This is a genomic window from Ferrovibrio xuzhouensis, assembly GCF_042648965.1.
Lineage (GTDB): Bacteria > Pseudomonadota > Alphaproteobacteria > Ferrovibrionales > Ferrovibrionaceae > Ferrovibrio > Ferrovibrio xuzhouensis.
Map to the genome: position 1 here is coordinate 506,173 of NZ_JBHRYJ010000001.1, position 20,909 is coordinate 527,081.

The window sequence follows — 20,909 nt, forward strand, 5'->3', positions numbered from 1 at the left end:
CGGATCGCTCCGGCGGCCGTCGTCTATTCCTGTCCGCTAAAGAGGCGGGTCAGACCACGCGCACCGCGCCCTTGGCCGCGCTCGTCGTCAGCGCCGCATAGGCCCTGAGCGCCGTGCTGACCTTGCGCTGGCGCGGCGCCGCCGGCTTCCAGCCGGCAGCCTCCTGCGCCTTGCGGCGCGCGGCCAGCGTGGCGTCATCGACCTTGAGGGTGATGCTGCGGTTCGGGATGTCGATCTCGATGACGTCGCCGCTCTGCACCAGGCCGATGGTGCCGCCTTCGGCGGCTTCCGGCGAAACATGGCCGATCGACAGGCCGGACGAGCCGCCGGAGAAGCGGCCATCGGTGACCAGCGCGCAGGCCTTGCCCAGTCCCTTCGACTTCAGGTAGCTGGTCGGATACAGCATCTCCTGCATGCCGGGGCCGCCGCGCGGCCCCTCGTAGCGGATCAGAACGACCTCGCCGGCCTTGACCTTGCCGGTGAGAATCCCCGCGACGGCATCGTCCTGGCTTTCGAAGATATGCGCCGGGCCGGAGAATTTCAGGATCGAGTCATCGACGCCGGCGGTCTTCACGATGCAACCGTCCTCGGCGAGATTGCCGTAGAGCACGGCAAGGCCGCCGTCCTTCGAGAAGGCATGCTCCGCGTCGCGCAGCACCCCGGCCTTGCGGTCGGTGTCGAGGCTGTCATAGCGGCGCGACTGCGAGAAGGCCACCTGGGTCGGCACGCCGCCGGGCGCCGCGCGGTAGAACTCCTGCACGGCACTATCCTTGCTGCGCATGACATCCCAGCGGTCCAGCGCCGCGCCCAGCGTCTTCGCATGCACGCTGCCGACCGAGGTATCGAGCAGGCCGGCACGGTCGAGTTCGCCCAGGATCGCCATGATGCCGCCGGCACGATGGACGTCTTCCATATGCACGTCGGACTTGGCCGGCGCCACCTTGCACAGCACCGGCACGCGGCGCGACAGGCGGTCGATGTCGGCCATGGTAAAGCCCACTTCGCCCTCATAAGCGGCGGCGAGCAGATGCAGCACCGTGTTGGTCGAACCGCCCATGGCGATATCGAGCGTCATCGCATTCTCGAAGGCGGCGAAGCTGGCGATATTGCGCGGCAGCACGCTGGCGTCGTCCTGCTCGTAATAGCGTTTGGCCAGCTCGACCACCAGATGGCCGGCCTCGACGAACAGGCGCTTGCGGTCGGCATGGGTGGCCAGCACCGAGCCGTTGCCCGGCAGCGACAGGCCGAGCGCCTCGGTCAGGCAGTTCATCGAATTGGCGGTGAACATGCCCGAGCAGGAGCCGCAGGTCGGGCAGGCCGAACGCTCGATCACCTTGACGTCGGCGTCGCTGATCTTGTCGTCGGCGGCGGCCACCATGGCGTCGATCAGGTCGACCGACTTCTGCTGGCCGTCGAGCAGGACCTTGCCGGCCTCCATCGGGCCGCCGGAGACGAAGACGACCGGGATGTTGAGCCGCAGCGCCGCCATCAGCATGCCGGGCGTGATCTTGTCGCAGTTCGAGATGCAGACCATGGCGTCGGCGCAATGGGCGTTGACCATGTATTCGACGGAATCGGCGATGATCTCGCGCGACGGCAGCGAATACAGCATGCCGTCATGGCCCATGGCGATGCCGTCATCGACCGCGATGGTATTGAATTCCTTGGCGACGCCGCCGGCCGCCTCGACCTCGCGCGCGACCAGCTGGCCGAGGTCCTTCAGGTGTACGTGACCGGGCACGAACTGGGTGAAGGAATTGACGATGGCGATGATCGGCTTGCCGAAATCCTCGTCCTTCATGCCGGTGGCGCGCCACAGGCCGCGCGCGCCGGCCATGTTGCGGCCATGGGTCGTGGTTCTGGAACGATAGGCGGGCATGGGGCTTCCCTCCGTGGGACAGAAAGGCCGCCGGATCGCTCCGGCGGCCGTCGTTGAAGTCCGGATCAGCCGGAGATCAGTTGCTGCGGTCCTTGTCGACCAGCTTGTTCTTCGAGATCCACGGCATCATGGCGCGCAGCTTGGCGCCGACATCCTCGATCGGATGCTGGGCCAGCTTGGCACGGGTCGCCTTGAACGAGGTCTGGTTGACCTTGTTCTCCAGCATCCAGTTGCGGGTGAAGCGGCCGGACTGGATATCCTCCAGCACGCGCTTCATCTCGGCCTTGGTCTCGGCGGTGATGATGCGCGGGCCGGTGACGTATTCGCCGTATTCGGCGGTGTTCGAGATCGAATAGTTCATGTTGGCGATGCCGCCCTCGTAGATGAGGTCGACGATCAGCTTCACTTCATGCAGGCACTCGAAATAGGCCATCTCGGGGGCATAGCCCGCCTCGACCAGGGTCTCGTAGCCGGCCTTGATCAGCTCGACCAGGCCGCCGCAGAGCACGACCTGCTCGCCGAACAGGTCGGTCTCGCATTCTTCCTGGAAGGTGGTCTCGATGATGCCGGCCTTGCCGCCGCCGTTCGCCGAAGCATAGGACAGCGCGATCTCGAGCGCATTGCCCGAGGCATTCTGGTGCACGGCGACCAGCGAGGGCACGCCGCCGCCACGCAGGTATTCCGAGCGCACGGTATGGCCCGGACCCTTCGGCGCGATCATGAAGACGTCGAGGTCCTTGCGCGGCTCGATCAGGTTGAAGTGGATGTTCAGGCCGTGCGCGAAGGCAAGGGCAGCGCCTTCCTTCATGTTGTCGCGCAGGTCGTTGATCCACAGGTCGCCCTGGCCCTCGTCCGGGGTCAGCACCATGACCACGTCGGCCCATTTGGCGGCCTCGGCAGGCGTCATCACCTTGAAGCCGGCTTCTTCGGCCTTCTTGACGCCGGCCGAACCCTTGCGGAGCGCCACGGCGATGTTCTTCACGCCGCTGTCCTTCAGGTTCATGGCATGGGCATGGCCCTGGCTGCCGTAGCCGACGATGACAACCTTCTTGCCCTTGATCAGGTTCAGGTCCGCATCGCGGTCGTAGTAAACGCGCATAGTCGTATCTCCTCGGGACTGCGTGTGTTGCTATTCGGGTTCGGTCAATTCTAAAGGGCGCTGGGGCCGCGGCTGATCGCCACCACGCCGGTGCGCGAGACGTCGATCAGGCCGAGCGGCTTCATCAGCTCGATGAAGGCGGCGATCTTCTCGGTGCTGCCGGTCATCTCGAAAACGAAGGACTGGATCGTGCTGTCGACCACGCGGGCGCGGAAAATATCGGCGATGCGCAAGCTTTCGACGCGCTTCTCGCCGCTGCCGGCCACCTTGATCAGGGCGAGTTCGCGAGCGATATGCGGCCCCTCGACGGTCAGGTCGTGCACGTTGTGCACCGGCACCAGGCGGCCGAGCTGGGCCTTGATCTGCTCGATCACGGCGGCCGGGCCTGAGGTGACCACGGTGATGCGCGACAGATGGGCGGCGTCGTTGACCTCGGCGACGGTCAGGCTTTCGATGTTGTAGCCGCGGCCGGAGAACAGCCCGACGATACGGGCGAGAATGCCGGGCTCGTTGTCGACGAGCACGGAGAGGATATGGGACTGGATCGGCTGCTGCGGCGCGGACATCGGGAAAAGACTTTCTTCTTCTGGATCAGGCGGCCGGTCAGACCAGCGCCATGCCGTCTTCGCTGACAGTCGGCTCGCGGTCGCTGGCGCGGTGATCGGGCAGGATCATCTCGTTATGCGCCGCGCCCGAAGGCACCATCGGGAAGCAGTTTTCCGCCTTGTCGACGGCGACATCGACCACGACCGGGCCGTCATAGGCGACCATCTCGCGGATCGTGGCGTCGAGGTCGGCCGGATCGGTGACGCGCAGGCCCTTGCAGTGAAACGCCTCGGCCAGCTTGACGAAATCGGGCAGCGATTCCGAATAGCTCTGGGAGTAGCGGCCGCCATGCAGGATCTCCTGCCACTGGCGCACCATGCCCATGTACTCGTTATTGAGGATGAACACCTTGACCGGCAGGCGGAACTGCGCCGCGGTGCCGAGCTCCTGGATGTTCATCAGGATCGAGGCCTCGCCGGCGATGTCGACCACCAGCTTGCCGGGATGGCCGAGCTGCACGCCGATGGCCGCCGGCAGGCCGTAGCCCATGGTGCCCAGCCCGCCCGAGGTCATCCAGTGGTTCGGCTGGTTGAACTTGTAGAACTGCGCCGCCCACATCTGGTGCTGGCCGACCTCGGTGGTGATGAAGGTGTCGCGGTCCTTGGTCAGTTCGTAGAGCCGCTGGATGGCATACTGCGGCTTGATGATCTTGTCGCCCTGGGTGAATTTCAGGCAGTCGCGGGCGCGCCACTGGTCGATCTGCGCCCACCAGGCATCGAGCGCCTTACGGTTCGGCTTGTAGCCGCCCTCCTTCCAGGCGGCAATCATCTGTTCCAGCACGCGGGCGGCATCGCCGACGATGGCAATGTCGCAATGCACCGTCTTGTTGTGCGACGACGGGTCGATGTCGATATGGATCTTGGTCGAGCCCGGCGAGAAGGCATTCAGCCGGCCGGTGATGCGGTCGTCGAAGCGGGCGCCGATCGCCAGCATCACGTCGCAGTCGTGCATGGCGTGGTTGGCTTCCCAGGTGCCGTGCATGCCGAGCATGCCGAGGAACTGCCGGTCGGTACCCGGATAGCCACCGAGCCCCATCAGCGTATTGGTGATCGGGAAGCCGGTCAGCTTGACGAAGTCCTGCAGCAGCGCCGCGGCTTTCGGCCCGGCATTGATGATGCCGCCGCCGGTGTAGAAGATCGGCCGCTCGGCCGCGGCCAGCAGCGCCACGGTCTCCTTGATCTTGGCGACGTCGCCATCGACCTGGGGCCGGTAGGTCTTGTGGCGCACGTTGTCCTTCGGCGTATAGGCGCCCTGCGCCACCTGCACATCCTTGGGCAGGTCGATCACCACCGGGCCGGGACGACCACTGGTGGCGACGTAAAAGGCCTCATGGACCACGCGGGCGAGATCGTCGGCCGACTTCACCAGGTAGTTATGCTTGGTGCAGGGCCGGGTGATGCCGGTGGTGTCGCATTCCTGGAAAGCGTCGCTGCCGATCAGATGGGTGGCGACCTGGCCGGTGAGGCAGACCACAGGGATCGAATCGAGCAAAGCGTCGGTCAGGCCGGTCACCGCATTGGTGGCGCCGGGCCCCGAGGTGACCAGCACCACGCCGGGCTTGCCGGTCGAACGGGCATAGCCTTCCGCAGCGTGAACCGCGCCCTGCTCGTGGCGCACCAGGATGTGGCGGATCGCATTCTGCTTGAACAGCGCGTCGTAAATCGGCAGCACGGCACCGCCCGGATAGCCGAAAATGACCTCGACCCCCTGATCGACAAGGGCCTTGATCATCAATTCGGCACCGCTCATCTGCTGTTTGGGCATCTGGGCCGGCGCGGGCTGCTTCGCGGATTGCATAACCCACCTATTGTCTTGCGAGAACGGACCGGACGTAATCTGTGTCCGGTGGAACGGAACTCAAGCGGCCGGGAAACGGATCCCCCGGCCGCGAAAAGCGCGCCAACCTAATCGGGCGGTCAAGGGGCGGTCAATAGGTATCTCACAATGAATGGAAAGATTTCTGCCTCAGGGTTGAAATTTTCTTGCCGTCCGAGGTCATTTTCCACAACCAGGTCCGGCTGGACCTGGTGCCGGAACCAGGTGGTCTGGCGCTTGGCGTAATGCCGGGTGTTGAGCTGACCGATGCGAACCGCCTCATCGAGTGCCATTTCACCATTAAGATACTGAACAAGCTCGGGTAATCCATGGGCCTTGCGCATCGGCGCGTCGGCCGGCAGGTCGGTCCGCGCCAGCATCGCCCGGACCTCGTCGAGCGCGCCGGCGGCCAGCATGGCCTCGAAACGACGGTCGATCCGGGCATAGAGCGCATCCCGCGGCGGCCGCAGCAGCAGGCGGAACACCGGATTGGGCAGCGGCGGCGCCGGACTGTCGGCCTGCCAGGCGGCCAGCCCCCGGCCGGTGCCGAGTGCGACTTCATAGGCCCGCACCAGCCGCTGGCTGTCGCCCGGCATCAGGCGGGCCGCGGTGTCCGGGTCCAGCGCCGACAGCGCCAGATGCAGGCCCTCGGGGCCGACCTGGGCAAGCTTCGCCCGGGCGTCCGCCCGTGCCTCGGCCGGGATCGCAGGGATATCCACCAGCCCCTCGAACAGGCCGCGCAGGTACATCCCGGTGCCGCCCAGCAGGATCGGCAGGCGACCTTCAGCCACCGTTTCCACCATCGCCTGCAGCGCCATGCCGCGCCACAGGGCGGCCGTGCCATGCACCGCGCCGTCGAGCACGCCATAGAGCCGGTGCGGCACGCGGGTCTCTTCCGCGGGCGTCGGCCGGGCGGTCAGGACGCGCAGGTCGCGGTAGACCTGCATACTGTCAGCGTTGATCACCGTGCCGTTGAATTGCTCGGCCAGCGCCAGCCCGAGCGCCGACTTGCCGCTGGCGGTCGGACCGGCAACGACGAGGATCGGGGCAGATGCGGGCAGATCGGGAACGCCGGGGATAGCCGTCATGCCGGCAGGGTAGCGGCTGTTGCGCCGCCCCCGCTACGGCCCTAGAACAGGCGGATGCAAAACATTCTCACCCTGATCACCGATCCCCGCAACGCCATGCTGACCCCGCGGCTGTCCAACGCCGTGCGCGACGCGCTGGCGCTGGCGCGCGGCAAGGTCGGCCCCGCCGACTGGCTCGATCCGGGCGTCGCCTGCGACATCCCCTTCGACAACGTGGCCCCGGCCGAGGCCGAAGCGGCGGCCCGCACCGCCCTGCGCGGCATGCCGGTCGACGTGCTGATCCTGAAGCCCGAGAACCGCCGCAAGCAGGCGCTGGTCGCCGACATGGAATCGACCATCATCCGCAACGAAATGCTCGACGAGATGGCCTACGAGGCGGAGATCGGCGAACAGGTCGCCGAGATCACCCGGCGCGCGATGAACGGCGAACTCGATTTCTACGAGGCGATCCGCGAGCGCGTCGGCCTGCTGAAGGGCCAGCCGGCCAGCCTGCTCGACAGGGTGGCCGAGAAGATCAAGCTGATGTCCGGCGCCGCCGCGCTGGTCGACACGCTGAAACAGCATGGCGTCTATTGCGCGCTGGTTTCCGGCGGCTTCGACCATTACACGGTGGGCATCGCCGCGCAGCTCGGCTTCGACGAGCAGCAGGCCAACCACCTGATCGTGGAAGACGGCGCCATCGCCGGCATCCGCGAACCGATCCTGGGCCGCGAGGCCAAGCTGGAGGCGCTGCGCCGCGTCGCCAGCCAGAAGGGCATCACCCCGGCGGACTGCATCGCGGTCGGCGACGGCGCCAACGACCTCGCCATGCTGGGCGAGGCGGGCCTGGGCATCGCCTTCCACGCCAAGCCCAAGGTGCAGGAGGCGGCGCAATACAACATCCGCCACGGCGACCTGACCGCCCTGCTCTATGCCCAAGGCTATCGCCGCGACGAGATTTCCGGCCGGGGATAAACAAAAGCGTGGACCCTCGGGTCGTGAAGTTTACCGCCGGTCCGACCTGTGGTCGGACCCGGTAGCCCGAGGGTGACGATTTTTGTTAGCGACCCTCATTCACACACATCGTCATGCCCGGGCTCGACCCGGGCATCCACGCCTTTCTGCCGGCCGAACCCCGCGGTTCGCCCTGTAAAGTGCCGCCCAGGGACTGGCGCCGCTGCCCGCGCCACCCCATATGGAGGGGCCACATCCTGTCCCGCCCGGGCCTGAGCCTTGCCAGTGCCGGCCCCATGGGATACCCAGATTTGGAACCCTTCAGGGAGTTTTCTGTCGCATGCTGAACCGCAATCTCATGAACGACGACGAGCCGGAAAAGAACGGCGAAGAGAAGGACAAGGAAAAAGAGAAGTTTCCGGTCCTCGGCGAGCGTCTGTTCAAGGCCCGCACCATCCTGATCTATGGCGGCATCGACCAGAAGCTGGCCGAGCGGGTCTCCGCCCAGCTGCTGGCCCTGCAGGCCGCCGGCGACGAGCCGATCACCATTTTCATCAACAGCCAGGGCGGCCATGTCGAGTCCGGCGACACGATCTATGACATGATCAAGTTCGTGAAGCCGGTGGTGCGCGTGGTTGGCACCGGCTGGGTCGCCTCGGCCGGCGCCCTGATCTTTGCCGCCGCCCAGCGCGAGAACCGCTTCGCCCTGCCGAACACCCGCTTCCTGCTGCACCAGCCGGCCGGCGGCGCCATGGGCACCGCGTCGGATGTCGCAATCCAGGCCAAGGAAATCATCCGCATGCGCAAGCGGCTGAACGAGATCTTCGCCCGCGAGACCGGCCAGCCGCTGGAGCGGATCGAGAAGGACACCGACCGCGATTTCTGGATGAGCGCCGAGGCGGCCCAGGAATACGGCCTGGTCGGCAAGATCGTGCAGAACGCGGCCGAGATCGAATAGGCGGCCTGTACCGCAGACATGAAAAAGGCCGGCTTTTCAGCCGGCCTTTTTTGTCGGGTGCCTGTCGCAGCCTTACGACTTGAGCGGCCCCTATGATTTCAAGGGGACGGGCACGAAACGCGGCTCGCCCGAGCGCTGGATCTGCAGCAGGGCCACCTTGCGCTTGGCATCCTTCAGCGCCTTCAGCATCTCGGTGACGTCGTCGGGGTTGCGCACTTCCGACTGGGCGACCTCGATGATCACGTCGCCGGCGCGCACGTCGCGCTGGGCGGCCGGGCCGTTCGGGTCGACATCGGTGATCACCACGCCGCGCACGTCGTCCTTGATGTCATACTGCTTGCGCAGCTCCTTGTTCAGCGGCGCGATGCGCAGGCCGAGATCGGCCAGTTCGGTCTCGTTCTTGCCCGGCGCCTGGCGGCTGTCGTCGCCCTTGGCCTTGCTCTCCGCCTTGGCCGAGGCCAGCGCCGCCTCGAGTTCGCCGAGCGTCGCCTTGACGCTGCGCGTCTTGCCCTTGCGGATCAGGTCGACGCTGATCGTACGGCCGACCGCGCTTTCCGCCACCGCACGGGTCAATGCGTTGGTGGTATCGACCGGCTTGCCGTCGATGGCGACGATCACGTCGCCGGATTCGATGCCGGCCTTTTCAGCCGGGCCGCCCGGGATCACCTTGGCGACCAGCGCGCCACGCGCCTGCTTGAGGCCGAGCGCATCGACCATCTCGTCGGTGACCGACTGGATCTGCACGCCGAGCCAGCCGCGCCGGGTGCGGCCGTATTCGATCAGCTGCTGCACCACCGGCCGCGCCAGGTTGGCCGGCACGGCGAAGCCGATGCCGATCGAGCCGCCCGACTGCGAGAAGATCGCCGTGTTGATGCCGATCACATCGCCGGCCTTGTTGAACAGCGGGCCACCGGAATTGCCCTTGTTGATCGAGGCATCGGTCTGGATGAAATCGTCGTAGCGGCCGGCGTTGATGTCGCGGCCGCGCGCCGAAACGATACCGGCGGTCACCGTGCCGCCCAGCCCGAACGGATTGCCGATCGCCAGGGTCCATTCGCCGACCCGCAGCTTGTCGGAATCGCCCCATTGCACGGCGGTCAGCGGCTTCTTCGGTTCGACCTTGAGGATGGCGATGTCGACCTCCGGATCGCGGCCGACGATCTTGGCCTCAAGCTCGGTGTTGTCATGCAGGATCACGCGGACCTGGTCGGCATCGGCGATCACGTGGTTGTTGGTCACCACATAGCCGCGGGCATCGACGATGAAACCCGAACCGAGCGAGGAGATCTGCCGTGGCGGGCCCTTGCCGCCGCCCTCGCGCTGCTGGCGCTCGAAGAAATCCTTGAAGAATTCCTCGAACGGCGAGCCGGGCGGGAACTGCGGCATGCCTTCCGGCAGCTGACCGCCCTTCACCGTCTGGGTGGTCGAGATGTTGACCACCGCCGGCAGCAGCTTTTCGGCCAGGTCGGCGAAATCGCCTTCCGGCGGCCGCGCCTGGGCCATGCCGCCAGCCATCAGCACCGTCAGGAACATCAGAAGGGCGGCGAAACCGCCCGCGATACGGAAGTGTCCGCGCTGCATGGTCGTCCTCATGTCACTCACCTCTGCGCCGCCCGCCGGCGGCGCCCTGCCCGTCACCGCCTGCGGGCGTCGGCACGATTTTTACTTCTGACGCGCTGTACCGGGCGGCGTGTCGAAATACTTGAAGAATTCCGAATCCGGCGACAGCACCATGGTGGTGTCGTTGTGCTGCAGGGCCTTCGAGTAAGCCTGCAGCGACCGGTAGAAGGTATAGAATTCGGGGTCCTTGCCGGCCGCATCGGCGAAGATCTTGGTGCGCTGGGCATCACCCTCACCACGCAGGATATCGGCCTGCTTGCGCGCCTCGGCCAGCAGCACGGTACGCTGGCGTTCGGCTTCGGCGCGGATCTTCTCGGCCAGCTCGGCGCCGGTGGCGCGCTGCTCGTTGGCCTCGCGCTGACGCTCGGTCTGCATGCGGCGGAAGATCGCCTGGCTGATCGTGTCGGGGAAGTCGGCCCGCTTGATGCGCACGTCGACCACCTCGACGCCGAGCCGCTTGGCGTCATCCTGCAGCGAATTGTAGACCTGCTCCATGGCGCGCGGGCGGTCGCCCGAGATGATGGTCACCGCATCGAGCTTGCCGAAGGCGCCGCGCAGCGCGTTGGCGACGCTCGGTGCCAGCCGGCCGCGCAGGCCGAACTCGTTGCGGACGGTCTGGTAGAACAGCAGCGGGTTGACGATGCGATAGCGCACGAAGCTGTCCACCACCAGGCGACGCTGGTCGGTGGTCAGGATTTCCTCGGGCTGGGCGTCGAGGCCGAGAATGCGCTTGTCGAAGTAGACCACGTCCTGGATGAACGGGATCTTCACGTTCAGGCCCGGTTCGGTGATTACTTCACGCGGATCGCCGAACTGCACCACCAGCGCCTGCTGCGACTGGTAGACGGTGAACAGCGAGCTCTTGAGCAGGATGCCGGCGGCGACCACGACGACGGCGAGAATGACGAGGGAGCGGTTCATGGCGTGTCCTCCCTCAGCGCTTCACGGTCGGAGACGAGGGCGACAGCGAAGACGACGCCGGCGGCTGTTGTGGCATTGCCTTCTGCAGTTCGGTCAGCGGCAGGTAGGGCACGATGCCCTTGCCGCTCTTCTCGTCGATGATGATCTTGTTGGTGCCCTGCAGGATCTGCTCCATGGTCTCGAGATACATGCGTTTGGCCGTCACTTCCTTGGCCTGGCGGTACTGCTCGTAGATCTGCGAGAAGCGGCTCGCCTCGCCCTGGGCGTTGGCGATCGCCTCCTGCTTGTAGGCCTCGGCCTGCTGCACGATATGCTGCGCTTCGCCGCGGGCGCGCGGGATGATGTCGTTGCGATAGGCTTCCGCCTCGTTCTGGGCACGCTCGCGGTCGGCCTGGGCAGCCTGCACGTCGCGGAAGGCGTCGATCACCGAAGCCGGCGGCTCGGTGCGCTGCAGGGCGACCTGGGTGATCACCACGCCGGCCTTGTAGTCGTCGAGGACTTTCTGGATCAGCACCCGGGTATCATTCGCCACCTTGGTGCGGCCGTCGGTCAGGATGAACTGGATGTTGTTCTTGCCGACCACCTCGCGCATGGCGCTTTCGGCGACCTGCTTGATGGTGCGCGACGGGTCGACCACGTTGAACAGGTATTCGCCGGCGTTCTTCACCTGCCACAGCACGGTGAAGTCGATGTCGACGATATTCTCGTCACCGGTCAGCATCAGGCTTTCTTCCGGCACGTCGCGCTGCTGGGTGCCGCCGCGGCCGGCCACGTCGCCGAGACTGCGGAAACCGATTTCCTCGCGGTTGACCGTGGTCACCTTGGGCGTCAGCACGCTCTCGATCGGCCAGGGCAGGCGATAGCGCAGGCCCGGCTCGGTCACGGCATGCACCTTGCCGAAGCGCAGCACGACGCCCTGTTCGTCGGTATCGACGCGGTAGAAGCCGGTGCCGAACCAGATGGCAATGGCAACCAGGATCAGCAGCAGGATGCCGCGCCCCGAAACGCTGCCGCCGGGCATGAACTGGCGGAAACGGTCCTGGCTGCGCCGCAGCAGTTCCTCAAGATTGGGAGGATTGGGGCCGCCGCCACCCGAGCCGGACGGGCCGTTGCCGCGTGGTCCCTGTCCCCAGGGCCCCCGACCGCCACCACCGCCTTGCCAACCCCCACCTTGATTGCTCCAGGGCATCCTACCGTCCTTCTTCGTTCTTTTTGGTGATAACCCGCATATTACGGGTCGTCCCTGCCCGGATGACTGGGCCCGGGCCGTCAGATGACCGACCGGACGGTCATCCGCCAACCTGCCTTTTTTTCCGGCGAATTGCCCGGTCCGGCCCGCCGCGATATATGAGGCAGCTGGCCGGTCCTGCACCGCACAGACAACTGCTGACAATATTGGAACGTTTACAGGGATTTCAAGCATGACCGGGGTTACGGAAGCGCAAGTTCTCGATGCGCTGCGACACGTCGCTGATGCCGAGCGGGGCGGAAACGTCGTCGATCTGGGCATGATCAGCGGTCTGGTGGTCAAGGGCAGCAACATCGGCTTCGTGCTTGAGGTCGATCCGAAAGACGGCGCAGCCAAGGAACCTTTGCGCCGGGCCTGCGAGCAGGCGGTCGCCGCCCTGCCCGGGGTGACCTCCGCCACCGTGGTGATGACCGCCGAACGGGCCGGCAAGGGCAATGCTGCGCCCCGCCCGGCCGCTGCCACCCATAACCATGCCCACGACCACGATCATCATGGCCATGACCACAGCCATGGCCCGGCCGCCGGGCGCGGCAGCCCCAATGCGGGTGCGGCCCCCGGTACAGCCCCTGGCGCCCCGCCCCAGGTCGGCCAGAAGCCGGCGATCCCGGGCATCAAGTCGATCATCGCCGTCGCCTCGGGCAAGGGCGGCGTCGGCAAGTCGACCACCGCGGTCAACCTGGCGCTGGCCCTGTCGCAGTCCGGGCTGAAGGTCGGGCTGCTGGATGCCGATATCTACGGCCCGTCGATCCCGCGCATGATGGGGATTTCCGGCAAGCCACATTCGCCGGACGGCAAGCACCTGCATCCGATGCAGGGCTGGGGCATCCCGACCATGTCGATGGGATACCTGGTGGCCGAGGACACGCCGATGATCTGGCGCGGCCCGATGGTGATGAGCGCGCTGGAACAGATGCTGCGCGACGTGTCCTGGGGCGAACTCGACGTGCTGGTCTGCGACCTGCCGCCGGGCACCGGCGACGCCCAGCTCACCATGGCCCAGCGCGTGCCGCTGGCCGGCGCAGTGATCGTCTCGACGCCGCAGGACATCGCGCTGCTGGATGCCCGCAAGGGGCTGAACATGTTCCGCCGCGTCGACGTCCCGGTGTTCGGCATCATCGAGAACATGAGCTATTTCTGCTGTCCGAACTGCGGCCACCGCAGCGACATCTTCGCCCATGGCGGCGCCCAGAAGACGGCAAAGGAGCTCGGCGTCGACTTCCTCGGCGAGCTGCCGCTCAACATCGCGATCCGCGAGACCTCGGATAGCGGCCAGCCGATCGTCGCCAGCCAGCCCGACAGCGACGAGGCCAAGGCCTATCGCGCCATCGCCGCGAAAGTGGCCGCCAAGCTGGCCGGCGCACCGGCCACGGGACCGCGCATCGTCGTCGAGTAAGGCGATCCGCTAGGCGGCCGGGGCGCGCCGGCGCTGCGCTGCCCTTGCAGGCGGCGCGCGGCGCGGCTGCGCCCATCGCGGCAGCGCCGGCAGCCGGCCGGGCACCCGCAGCCAGGCCAGCACCGCGACCAGCAGGCCGCTGCCCGCCACCCACCAGGCCGGCGCAATGCGGTAGGCGAACTGCAGGTTGGCCTCCAGCACCCGTTCGGCCGGAATCTGGGTGAAGACCGCATACCAGCCGTATTCGAGGCCACCGGCGACCAGTCCGGCCAGCACGGCGAGGATCGCCGCCTGCCACGGCCGGTCCATGATCTTGAACGGAAAGGCGGCGCGGTAGCCGAGTTCCCAGGCGAGAAAGCCCATGAACACGAAGGGCGTCGTCATGTCGCGCTTGATGCTCTGCAGCAGGAAGTGCACGACCGCCAGCACGGCGATGACATAGACGATGCGGTGCAGCCGCTGCCAGTTGCGGCCGCCCATGCGGCGGATCATGCCATCAGTGGAGGTGATGCCGAGCGCCACCAGGCCGAGGACCGCGACGAAGCCGATGGTGAGATAAAAGCGGCTGACGATCTCGTGCACCACCTTGGGCAGCATCCAGGCCTCGCTCGCGGTATAGAGCGTCAGGTGCAGCAGGGCATAGCACATGGCGGCGACGCCGATCTGCCGGCGCAGCATGACCAGCTTCGGCCAGCGCAGCAGGCGGCGGAACGGCGTGACCGCCAGGGTGACCAGGATCAGCCGCACCGCCCATTGCCCGGCCTGGTGGATCGCCTCGTCATAGGGGCGCGCACCGAGCATGCCGGCCAGGGCCTGCGCGGCCAGCCAGAGCGCCGGCAGGCACAGCAGGATGAAGCAGGTCAGTTTGAAAGGCGACAGCGCGCCGTTGCGTTCGGTCCAGGGCAACATGGGGGCAATCCGTGGGGAAACCATGGGGTCAAACTGGCCCGTCGGCGGGCCGGCGACAAATAACAAAACCGTGCAGTGCAGCAAAAGGCAAAAGAAAACGGCGCCGGTGTGACCGGCGCCGCGTCTCACGGATCGGTGATCGACCCTTGGGCGATCAGGCCTCGCTGGCCTTTTCGTCCGAAATGGCCGCCTGCGCCGCCGCCAGCCGGGCGATCGGCACACGGTAGGGCGAGCAGGAGACATAGTCGAGGCCGGCATTGTGGCAGAAGCGCACCGAGGACGGGTCGCCGCCATGCTCGCCGCAGATGCCGAGCTTGATGTCCTTGCGCACGCTGCGGCCGCGCTGGGTCGCCAGCGTGATCAGTTCGCCGACGCCGGCCTGGTCGATGGTGACGAAGGGGTCGCGCTCGAAGATGCCGGCCTTGAGATAGTCTTCCATGAACAGCGCGGCATCGTCGCGGCTGATGCCGAGCGTGGTCTGGGTCAGGTCGTTGGTGCCGAACGAGAAGAACTCGGCGGTCTGCGCGATGTCGGCGGCCCGCAGGGCGGCGCGCGGCAGCTCGATCATGGTACCGACCAGGTATTTCACCTTCCTGCCCTGCTCCTTGAAGACGGCGGCGGCGACGGCATCGACGCGGCGCTTCAGGATGTCGATCTCGGCCTTGGTGGCGACCAGCGGGATCATCACCTCCGGCTCGACCGGCTTGCCGCCGGCCTTGGAGACTGCGACGGCCGCCTCGAAGATGGCGCGCGCCTGCATCTCGTAGATTTCCGGATAGCTGATGCCGAGGCGGCAGCCGCGGTGGCCGAGCATCGGGTTGGTCTCTTCCAGCGCCTTCTTGCGTTCCTTCAGCGCGGTGACGCTGAGGCCGGTGCCGCGGGCGACCGCATCGAAATCCGCGTCGGTATGCGGCAGGAATTCGTGCAGCGGCGGATCGAGCAGGCGGATGGTGACCGGACGGCCGGCCATGATCTTGAACAGCGAGGCGAAGTCGTCGCGCTGCATCGGCAGGATCTTGGCCAGCGCCTTCTTGCGGCCGTCGACGCTGTCCGACAGGATCATCTCGCGCACCGCGGTGATGCGGTCGGCGTCGAAGAACATATGCTCGGTACGGCACAGGCCGATGCCTTCGCAGCCGAAGCGGACGGCGGTTTCCGCATCCGCCGGGGTCTCGGCATTGGTGCGCACCTTCAGCTTGCGCAGCTTGTCGGCCCAGCCCATCAGCAGGCCGAAATCGCCCGACATCTGCGGCTCGATCATCGGCATCAGGCCCATGATCACCTCACCGGTCGAGCCGTCGATGGTGATCACGTCACCCTTGCTGATGACGAGATCGCCGGCGGTCATGCGGCCGGCGGCGTAATCGATGCGGATGCCGCCGGCGCCCGACACGCAGGGCCGGCCCATGCCGCGGGCGACCACCGCCGCATGGCTGGTGGTGCCGCCGCGCGCGGTGAGGATGCCCTTGGCGGCATGCATGCCGTGGATGTCCTCCGGCGAGGTCTCGATGCGGCAGAGAATGACCGCTTCGCCCTTCTGCGCCATCTTCTCGGCCTCGTCGGCGAGGAAGACCACCTTGCCCGAGGCGGCGCCCGGCGAGGCGGCCAGCCCCTTGGCCACCACCTTGCGCGGCGCCTTGGGGTCCGGGGTCGGATGCAGCAGCTGGTCGAGCGAGGCCGGGTCGATGCGTTCGACGGCCTCGGCCTGCCGGATCAGCTTTTCCTTCACCATGTCGACGGCGATCTTGATCGCTGCCTTGGCGGTGCGCTTGCCCGAGCGGGTCTGCAGCATCCACAGCTTGCCCTGCTGGACGGTGAATTCGATGTCCTGCATGTCGCGGTAGTGCTTTTCCAGCTTCTGAAACACTGCCACCAGCTGCCTGAAGGTGGCCGGCATCGATTCTTCCATCGAGGGAAGCTGGTTGCCGACGGCCAGCCGCGAGGTCTTGGTCAGCTGCTGCGGGGTGCGGATGCCGGCGACGACATCCTCGCCCTGGGCATTGATCAGATATTCGCCGTAATAGATTTTCTCGCCCGTGGACGGATCGCGGGTGAAGGCGACGCCGGTGCACGACGTCTCGCCCATGTTGCCGAACACCATCGCCTGCACGTTGACCGCGGTGCCCCACGAAGCCGGGATGTGGTTCAGCGCGCGATAGGTGATGGCGCGCTGGTTCATCCAGCTCGAGAAGACGGCGCCGATGGCGCCCCACAGCTGGTCGCGCACATCCTGCGGGAAGGGTTTGCCGAGCTCCTGCTGCACGCGCTTCTTGTAGGCGCCGACCAGATGCTTCCAGTCCTCGGCCTTCAGTTCGGTATCCAGCGTCAGGCCGTGGTCTTCCTTGTGCATCTCGAGGAGTTCCTCGAAATGCTCGTGGCCGACGCCGAGCACGACGTCGGAATACATCTGGATGAAGCGGCGATAGCTGTCCCAGGCAAAGCGCTCGTTACCCGACTGCCTGGCCAGTGCCTCGACGGTGGTGTCGTTGAGGCCGAGGTTCAGCACGGTATCCATCATGCCCGGCATCGAGGCGCGGGCGCCCGAGCGCACCGACACCAGCAGCGGCATCTTCGCATCGCCGAACTTCGCGCCGACCAGCTTCTCGACCTTGACCAGCGCCGCGTCGACCTGGGCCTGCAGGTCCTTCGGGTATTTCTTGCCGTTGTCGTAATAGCCGGTGCAGACCTCGGTGGTGATGGTGAAGCCCGGCGGCACCGGCAGGCCGAGGTTGGCCATCTCGGCCAGATTGGCGCCCTTGCCGCCCAGCAGCTCGCGCATGTTGGCGCGGCCCTCGGCGCGGCCGTCGCCGAAGCCGTAGACCAGCTTGCCCTTCTGCGCCGCCCCCTTCTGCGCCGCCCCCTTCTGCGCCGTCGTTGTCTTCGGGGCGGCCTTCCGGACAGCCGGCTTCTTCGCGGCCGGCTTGCGCGCGGCGGCTTTCTTCTTCACGGCCACCTTTTTGGCGGCAGTCCTGGTCGCAGCCTTCCTGGCCACCGTCTTGCGGGCGGATTTCGCGGCCTTCTTGGCAACGGTCTTGCCCCGGGCGGTTTTCGGCTTCGGCTTGGCCATGGCTGTTTTACCCCTCGATCTGGGAAAATTCGGCGATGCGGTCCATGCTTCCGGCAACGGCGGAAAGCAAACTCAAACGGTTGCGACGGATCGCGGCGTCGTCGGCATTGACCGTGACGCGCTCGAAGAAGGCGTCGACGGGCTGACGCAACCGCGCAAGTGTGGCGAGATAATGGCGGAAATCCGCCTCATCCTGAGTCTTTCCTGTGGCCGCGCGGCCGAATTCGGCCAGCGCCGCCACCAGCAGGCGCTCTTCCTCGACGGTAATCAGCTTGCCGTCGACCTCGCCGAGCGTCAGCTCCGGCGTCTTTTTCATCTCGGCGCGCACGATGTTGTTGGCGCGGCGATAGGCGACCAGCAGGTTGCCGCCGTCTTCCTCCATCAGGAAGCGGCCCAAGGCCTCGACCTTGGCCAGCACGCGGACAATGTCGTCATCGCCACCCTTGGCGAAGACCGCGGCCAGCAGGTCGTGGCGCACGCCCTGCTCGCGCAGATGCACCTTCAGGCGGTCGACGAAGAACTGCAGCAGTTCCTCGACCGGATCGCGGCTGCTGCCATCCTTGTTCGGGGCGGCCTGCACGACCTGCAGCGACAGGGCCGAGCGGAACAACGGCCTGAGCGGCAGCGACAGTTTATTCTCGATCACCAGCCGGATCACGCCGAGCGCGGCACGGCGCAGCGCATAGGGGTCCTTCGAGCCGGTCGGCTTCTCGTCGATGGCGAAGAACCCGGCCAGCGTATCGATCTTGTCGGCCAGCGCGACGGCAACGGCGACCGGTTCCGACGGGCAGCGATCACCGGGACCCTGCGGCGCGTAATGCTGGGCGATGGCGCCGGCCACCGCCGCGGGCTCGCCGTCATGCAGCGCGTAATAGCGGCCCATGATGCCCTGCAGTTCGGGGAATTCGCCGACCAGGCCGCTGACCAGATCGGCCTTGGCCAGATGCGCGGCGCGGCGCGCCTGCTGGGCATCGGCGCCGGTGGACGTGGCGATCTCGTAGGCCAGGCGCTCGACGCGTTCCACCTTCTGCGCCACGGTGCCGAGCTTCGCGTGGAAGACGATGTCCTTCAGCGCCGGCAGGCGGCTTTCCAGCGTGGTCTTGCGATCCTGGTCCCAGAAGAACTTGGCATCCGACAGGCGGGCGTTGAGCACGCGTTCGTTGCCGGCGATCACCTGCTTGCCGCCATCGTTGGTCAGCGTGTTGGCGACGATCACGAAACGCGGCGCCAGCGCGCCATCCTGCGTATTCAGCGCGAAATACTTCTGGTGCGCCCGCATGGTGGTGGTCAGCACCTCGCGCGGCACCGCCATGTAATCCTGCGGAATGGCGCCGAGCAGCACCACCGGCTGTTCGACCAGGCCGGTCACTTCGTCGGCGAGCCCGGGATCGTCGACCAGTACCAGCCCCTCGTTGCCGGCAGCATGCTCCGCGTCTTTCAGTACCGCGGCGCGGCGCAGGGCGAAATCGGGCTCGACATAGGCGGCGCGCAGGCGGCGCAGGTAATCGGCGGCATCGCGCACGGCAAAGCGCTCGGGCGCCATGAAGCGATGGCCGCAGGTCTCGTCGCCGGCCGTCAGATGGCCGAACCTGAACGGCACGACCTGGCCCTCGAAGACGCAGAGGATCGAATGCAGCGGCCGCACCCAGCGCAGGGCGTTGCTGCCCCAGCGCATCGACTTCGGCCATGGCAGGGCGGCCAGCGCGTCGGGCAGGATCGTTTCCAGCACGGCAGTGGTGGCAGTGCCCTTCTTCTCGACCACGGCGAACCAGAACTCGCCCTTGCCGGTATCGCGCTTCTCGCAAAGGTCGAGCGAGGCAAGCCCGGCCGAGCGCAGGAAGCCCTGCACGGCGGCATCGGGCGAGCCGACGCGCGGGCCCTTCTTTTCTTCCTTCAGGTCCGGCTGGCTGCGCGGCAGGCCCTTCACCACCAGCGCCAGGCGGCGCGGCGTGACATAAGCTTCGTGGCCTTCGACGGCGAGGCCGGCCTTCTTCAGGCCGTCCAGCACCAGCCGGGCCAGATCCTCCGCGGCGCGCTGCTGCATGCGCGCGGGGATTTCCTCGGACTGCAGTTCGAGCAGCAGTTCGCCCAGCATCTCAGGCGCCCTCGCCGGCATTATGGCCACGCGATTTCAGCCACTGGCCGCAGCAGGCCTTGGCCATGGCGCGTACCCGGCCGATATACGCGGCGCGTTCGGTGACGCTGATGACGCCGCGGGCATCCAGCAGGTTGAAGGTGTGGCTGGCTTTCATGCACTGATCATAGGCCGGCAGCGCGAGGCCGGCGGTGATCAGCTTCTGACATTCCTGCTCGACATCGGCGAAGCGGCGGAACAGCTGCTCGGTATCGGCATGTTCGAAATTGTAGGCGGAGAACTCGCGTTCGGCCTGGTGAAACACCTCGCCGTATTTCACGCCGCGGCCGTTGAAGTCGAGGTCGTAGACGCTGTTCCTGCCCTGGATGTACATGGCCAGGCGCTCGAGGCCGTAGGTGATCTCGGCCGCAACCGGGTCGCAGTCGAAGCCGCCGACCTGCTGGAAATAGGTGAACTGCGTCACCTCCATGCCGTCGCACCAGACTTCCCAGCCGAGCCCCCAGGCGCCGAGCGTCGGGCTTTCCCAGTCGTCCTCGACGAAGCGGATGTCGTGGCGCTTGTGGTCGATGCCAATGGCGGCCAGCGAGCCGAGATAGAGGTCGAGCACGTTGTCCGGGCTCGGCTTCAGGATCACCTGGAACTGGTAGTAATGCTGCAACCGGTTCGGGTTGTCGCCATAGCGGCCGTCCTTCGGCCGCCGCGACGGCTGCACATAGGCGGCGCTCCACGGCTCGGGGCCGAGGGCACGCAGGGTGGTGGCGGGATGGAACGTGCCCGCACCGACTTCCATGTCGTAGGGCTGCAACAGCAGGCAGCCCTGCCGGGCCCAGTAGGTCTGAAGCGTGAGGATCAGATCCTGAAACGACGAAGCCGCGGCAATTCCGGTGGGCGCCATCGTAAGGTCCTCTGCGCTCTCGCCTTTGCGTCGGTCGGGGTGGGTCGAAATCGGGGCGGACCTTACCCACCACCCGGCATGGGGTCAAGGGACTGGACAGCGCGCTCCCAAGACCCTGCCTGATGCGGATTTCCGCGTCAGGCCGCCGGGTACGGACAATCGCCGCGACCGCAGGACCGGGCGGTCGATTCGGCCACATAGGTGCCGCAGACCGGGCAGGCCGTCATGTCCTCAGCCCGCATTTGCGCGGGAGCCTGGGGCTGGCTGTCCGGACGGGCCTCGGGCCGGGGGGCAGGCTGGCCGCCGCGCGGCCGGTTGACGTAGCGAAAGCCGTACCACACGCCGGTAATGATCAGACTCAGCAACAGGAATTTAAGCATGG

At 66.6% G+C, this 20,909-nt stretch carries 16 protein-coding genes; 3 read left to right on the forward strand and 13 right to left on the reverse strand.

What is annotated here, in order from left to right:
* Positions 1-49 precede the first annotated feature (49 nt).
* From ilvD to miaA, 5 genes are all read right to left on the reverse strand, one after another.
* Entirely contained in the window at positions 50-1,879 is a 1,830-nt protein-coding gene (ilvD, locus tag ACFOOQ_RS02395; protein WP_379721227.1) for a dihydroxy-acid dehydratase, read from the reverse strand.
* Positions 1,880-1,955: 76 nt separating this feature from the next.
* The gene (gene ilvC / locus ACFOOQ_RS02400) at positions 1,956-2,978 is read right to left on the reverse strand and encodes a ketol-acid reductoisomerase (protein WP_379721230.1); all 1,023 of its coding nucleotides are present in this window, start codon (positions 2,976-2,978) and stop codon (positions 1,956-1,958) included.
* A gap of 50 nt (positions 2,979-3,028) precedes the next feature.
* A complete protein-coding gene (gene ilvN, locus ACFOOQ_RS02405; RefSeq protein WP_379721233.1) occupies positions 3,029-3,544 on the reverse strand; it encodes an acetolactate synthase small subunit in 516 nt (171 codons plus the stop codon).
* A 37-nt stretch (positions 3,545-3,581) separates the two neighbouring features.
* Positions 3,582-5,348 (reverse strand): acetolactate synthase 3 large subunit, encoded by a 1,767-nt coding sequence (locus tag ACFOOQ_RS02410; protein WP_379721236.1) that lies wholly within the window; start codon positions 5,346-5,348, stop codon positions 3,582-3,584.
* A 152-nt stretch (positions 5,349-5,500) separates the two neighbouring features.
* Positions 5,501-6,487, reverse strand: a complete 987-nt coding sequence (gene miaA / locus ACFOOQ_RS02415) for a tRNA (adenosine(37)-N6)-dimethylallyltransferase MiaA (RefSeq protein ID WP_379721239.1) — start codon at positions 6,485-6,487, stop codon at positions 5,501-5,503.
* Positions 6,488-6,541: 54 nt separating this feature from the next.
* Between miaA and serB the strand changes: the two genes are divergently transcribed.
* Positions 6,542-7,441, forward strand: a complete 900-nt coding sequence (gene serB / locus ACFOOQ_RS02420) for a phosphoserine phosphatase SerB (protein WP_379721242.1) — start codon at positions 6,542-6,544, stop codon at positions 7,439-7,441.
* Positions 7,442-7,760: 319 nt separating this feature from the next.
* Positions 7,761-8,378, forward strand: a complete 618-nt coding sequence (locus ACFOOQ_RS02425) for an ATP-dependent Clp protease proteolytic subunit (protein ID WP_379721245.1) — start codon at positions 7,761-7,763, stop codon at positions 8,376-8,378.
* 90 nt (positions 8,379-8,468) lie between these two features.
* Here the strand turns inward: ACFOOQ_RS02425 and ACFOOQ_RS02430 are convergent, their stop codons facing one another.
* The 3 genes from ACFOOQ_RS02430 to hflK form a co-directional block, all read right to left on the reverse strand.
* On the reverse strand, positions 8,469-9,959 hold the full coding sequence (locus tag ACFOOQ_RS02430) for a DegQ family serine endoprotease (protein ID WP_379721248.1): 1,491 nt from the start codon (positions 9,957-9,959) through the stop codon (positions 8,469-8,471).
* An 81-nt stretch (positions 9,960-10,040) separates the two neighbouring features.
* On the reverse strand, positions 10,041-10,919 hold the full coding sequence (hflC, locus tag ACFOOQ_RS02435) for a protease modulator HflC (RefSeq protein WP_379721251.1): 879 nt from the start codon (positions 10,917-10,919) through the stop codon (positions 10,041-10,043).
* Positions 10,920-10,932: 13 nt separating this feature from the next.
* A complete protein-coding gene (gene hflK, locus ACFOOQ_RS02440; RefSeq protein WP_379721254.1) occupies positions 10,933-12,108 on the reverse strand; it encodes an FtsH protease activity modulator HflK in 1,176 nt (391 codons plus the stop codon).
* Between the two features lie 232 nt (positions 12,109-12,340).
* Between hflK and apbC the strand changes: the two genes are divergently transcribed.
* Positions 12,341-13,561 (forward strand): iron-sulfur cluster carrier protein ApbC, encoded by a 1,221-nt coding sequence (gene apbC / locus ACFOOQ_RS02445; RefSeq protein ID WP_379721256.1) that lies wholly within the window; start codon positions 12,341-12,343, stop codon positions 13,559-13,561.
* A 9-nt stretch (positions 13,562-13,570) separates the two neighbouring features.
* Here apbC and ACFOOQ_RS02450 read toward each other — a convergent pair whose 3' ends face one another.
* The 5 genes from ACFOOQ_RS02450 to ACFOOQ_RS02470 form a co-directional block, all read right to left on the reverse strand.
* A complete protein-coding gene (locus tag ACFOOQ_RS02450) occupies positions 13,571-14,470 on the reverse strand; it encodes a protein-methionine-sulfoxide reductase heme-binding subunit MsrQ (RefSeq protein WP_379721259.1) in 900 nt (299 codons plus the stop codon).
* A 154-nt stretch (positions 14,471-14,624) separates the two neighbouring features.
* Entirely contained in the window at positions 14,625-17,537 is a 2,913-nt protein-coding gene (ppdK, locus tag ACFOOQ_RS02455) for a pyruvate, phosphate dikinase (RefSeq protein ID WP_379721262.1), read from the reverse strand.
* A gap of 7 nt (positions 17,538-17,544) precedes the next feature.
* Positions 17,545-19,629, reverse strand: a complete 2,085-nt coding sequence (gene glyS / locus ACFOOQ_RS02460) for a glycine--tRNA ligase subunit beta (protein WP_379725297.1) — start codon at positions 19,627-19,629, stop codon at positions 17,545-17,547.
* A 4-nt stretch (positions 19,630-19,633) separates the two neighbouring features.
* Positions 19,634-20,512: a glycine--tRNA ligase subunit alpha gene (locus tag ACFOOQ_RS02465; protein WP_379725300.1), complete on the reverse strand. Its 879-nt coding sequence runs from the start codon at positions 20,510-20,512 to the stop codon at positions 19,634-19,636.
* Between the two features lie 152 nt (positions 20,513-20,664).
* Positions 20,665-20,907, reverse strand: a complete 243-nt coding sequence (locus ACFOOQ_RS02470) for a hypothetical protein (protein ID WP_379721265.1) — start codon at positions 20,905-20,907, stop codon at positions 20,665-20,667.
* Positions 20,908-20,909: the final 2 nt, after the last annotated feature.

What these genes read in the sequence shown, in the direction of transcription:
- ilvD (WP_379721227.1), bottom strand. Translation starts at nt 1,879, where the DNA reads ATGCCCGCCTATCGTTCCAGAACCACGACCCATGGCCGCAACATGGCC.
- ilvC (WP_379721230.1), bottom strand. Translation starts at nt 2,978, where the DNA reads ATGCGCGTTTACTACGACCGCGATGCGGACCTGAACCTGATCAAGGGC.
- ilvN (WP_379721233.1), bottom strand. Translation starts at nt 3,544, where the DNA reads ATGTCCGCGCCGCAGCAGCCGATCCAGTCCCATATCCTCTCCGTGCTC.
- ACFOOQ_RS02410 (WP_379721236.1), bottom strand. Translation starts at nt 5,348, where the DNA reads ATGCCCAAACAGCAGATGAGCGGTGCCGAATTGATGATCAAGGCCCTT.
- miaA (WP_379721239.1), bottom strand. Translation starts at nt 6,487, where the DNA reads ATGACGGCTATCCCCGGCGTTCCCGATCTGCCCGCATCTGCCCCGATC.
- serB (WP_379721242.1), top strand. Translation starts at nt 6,542, where the DNA reads ATGCAAAACATTCTCACCCTGATCACCGATCCCCGCAACGCCATGCTG.
- ACFOOQ_RS02425 (WP_379721245.1), top strand. Translation starts at nt 7,761, where the DNA reads ATGCTGAACCGCAATCTCATGAACGACGACGAGCCGGAAAAGAACGGC.
- ACFOOQ_RS02430 (WP_379721248.1), bottom strand. Translation starts at nt 9,959, where the DNA reads ATGCAGCGCGGACACTTCCGTATCGCGGGCGGTTTCGCCGCCCTTCTG.
- hflC (WP_379721251.1), bottom strand. Translation starts at nt 10,919, where the DNA reads ATGAACCGCTCCCTCGTCATTCTCGCCGTCGTCGTGGTCGCCGCCGGC.
- hflK (WP_379721254.1), bottom strand. Translation starts at nt 12,108, where the DNA reads ATGCCCTGGAGCAATCAAGGTGGGGGTTGGCAAGGCGGTGGTGGCGGT.
- apbC (WP_379721256.1), top strand. Translation starts at nt 12,341, where the DNA reads ATGACCGGGGTTACGGAAGCGCAAGTTCTCGATGCGCTGCGACACGTC.
- ACFOOQ_RS02450 (WP_379721259.1), bottom strand. Translation starts at nt 14,470, where the DNA reads ATGTTGCCCTGGACCGAACGCAACGGCGCGCTGTCGCCTTTCAAACTG.
- ppdK (WP_379721262.1), bottom strand. Translation starts at nt 17,537, where the DNA reads ATGGCCAAGCCGAAGCCGAAAACCGCCCGGGGCAAGACCGTTGCCAAG.
- ACFOOQ_RS02470 (WP_379721265.1), bottom strand. Translation starts at nt 20,907, where the DNA reads ATGCTTAAATTCCTGTTGCTGAGTCTGATCATTACCGGCGTGTGGTAC.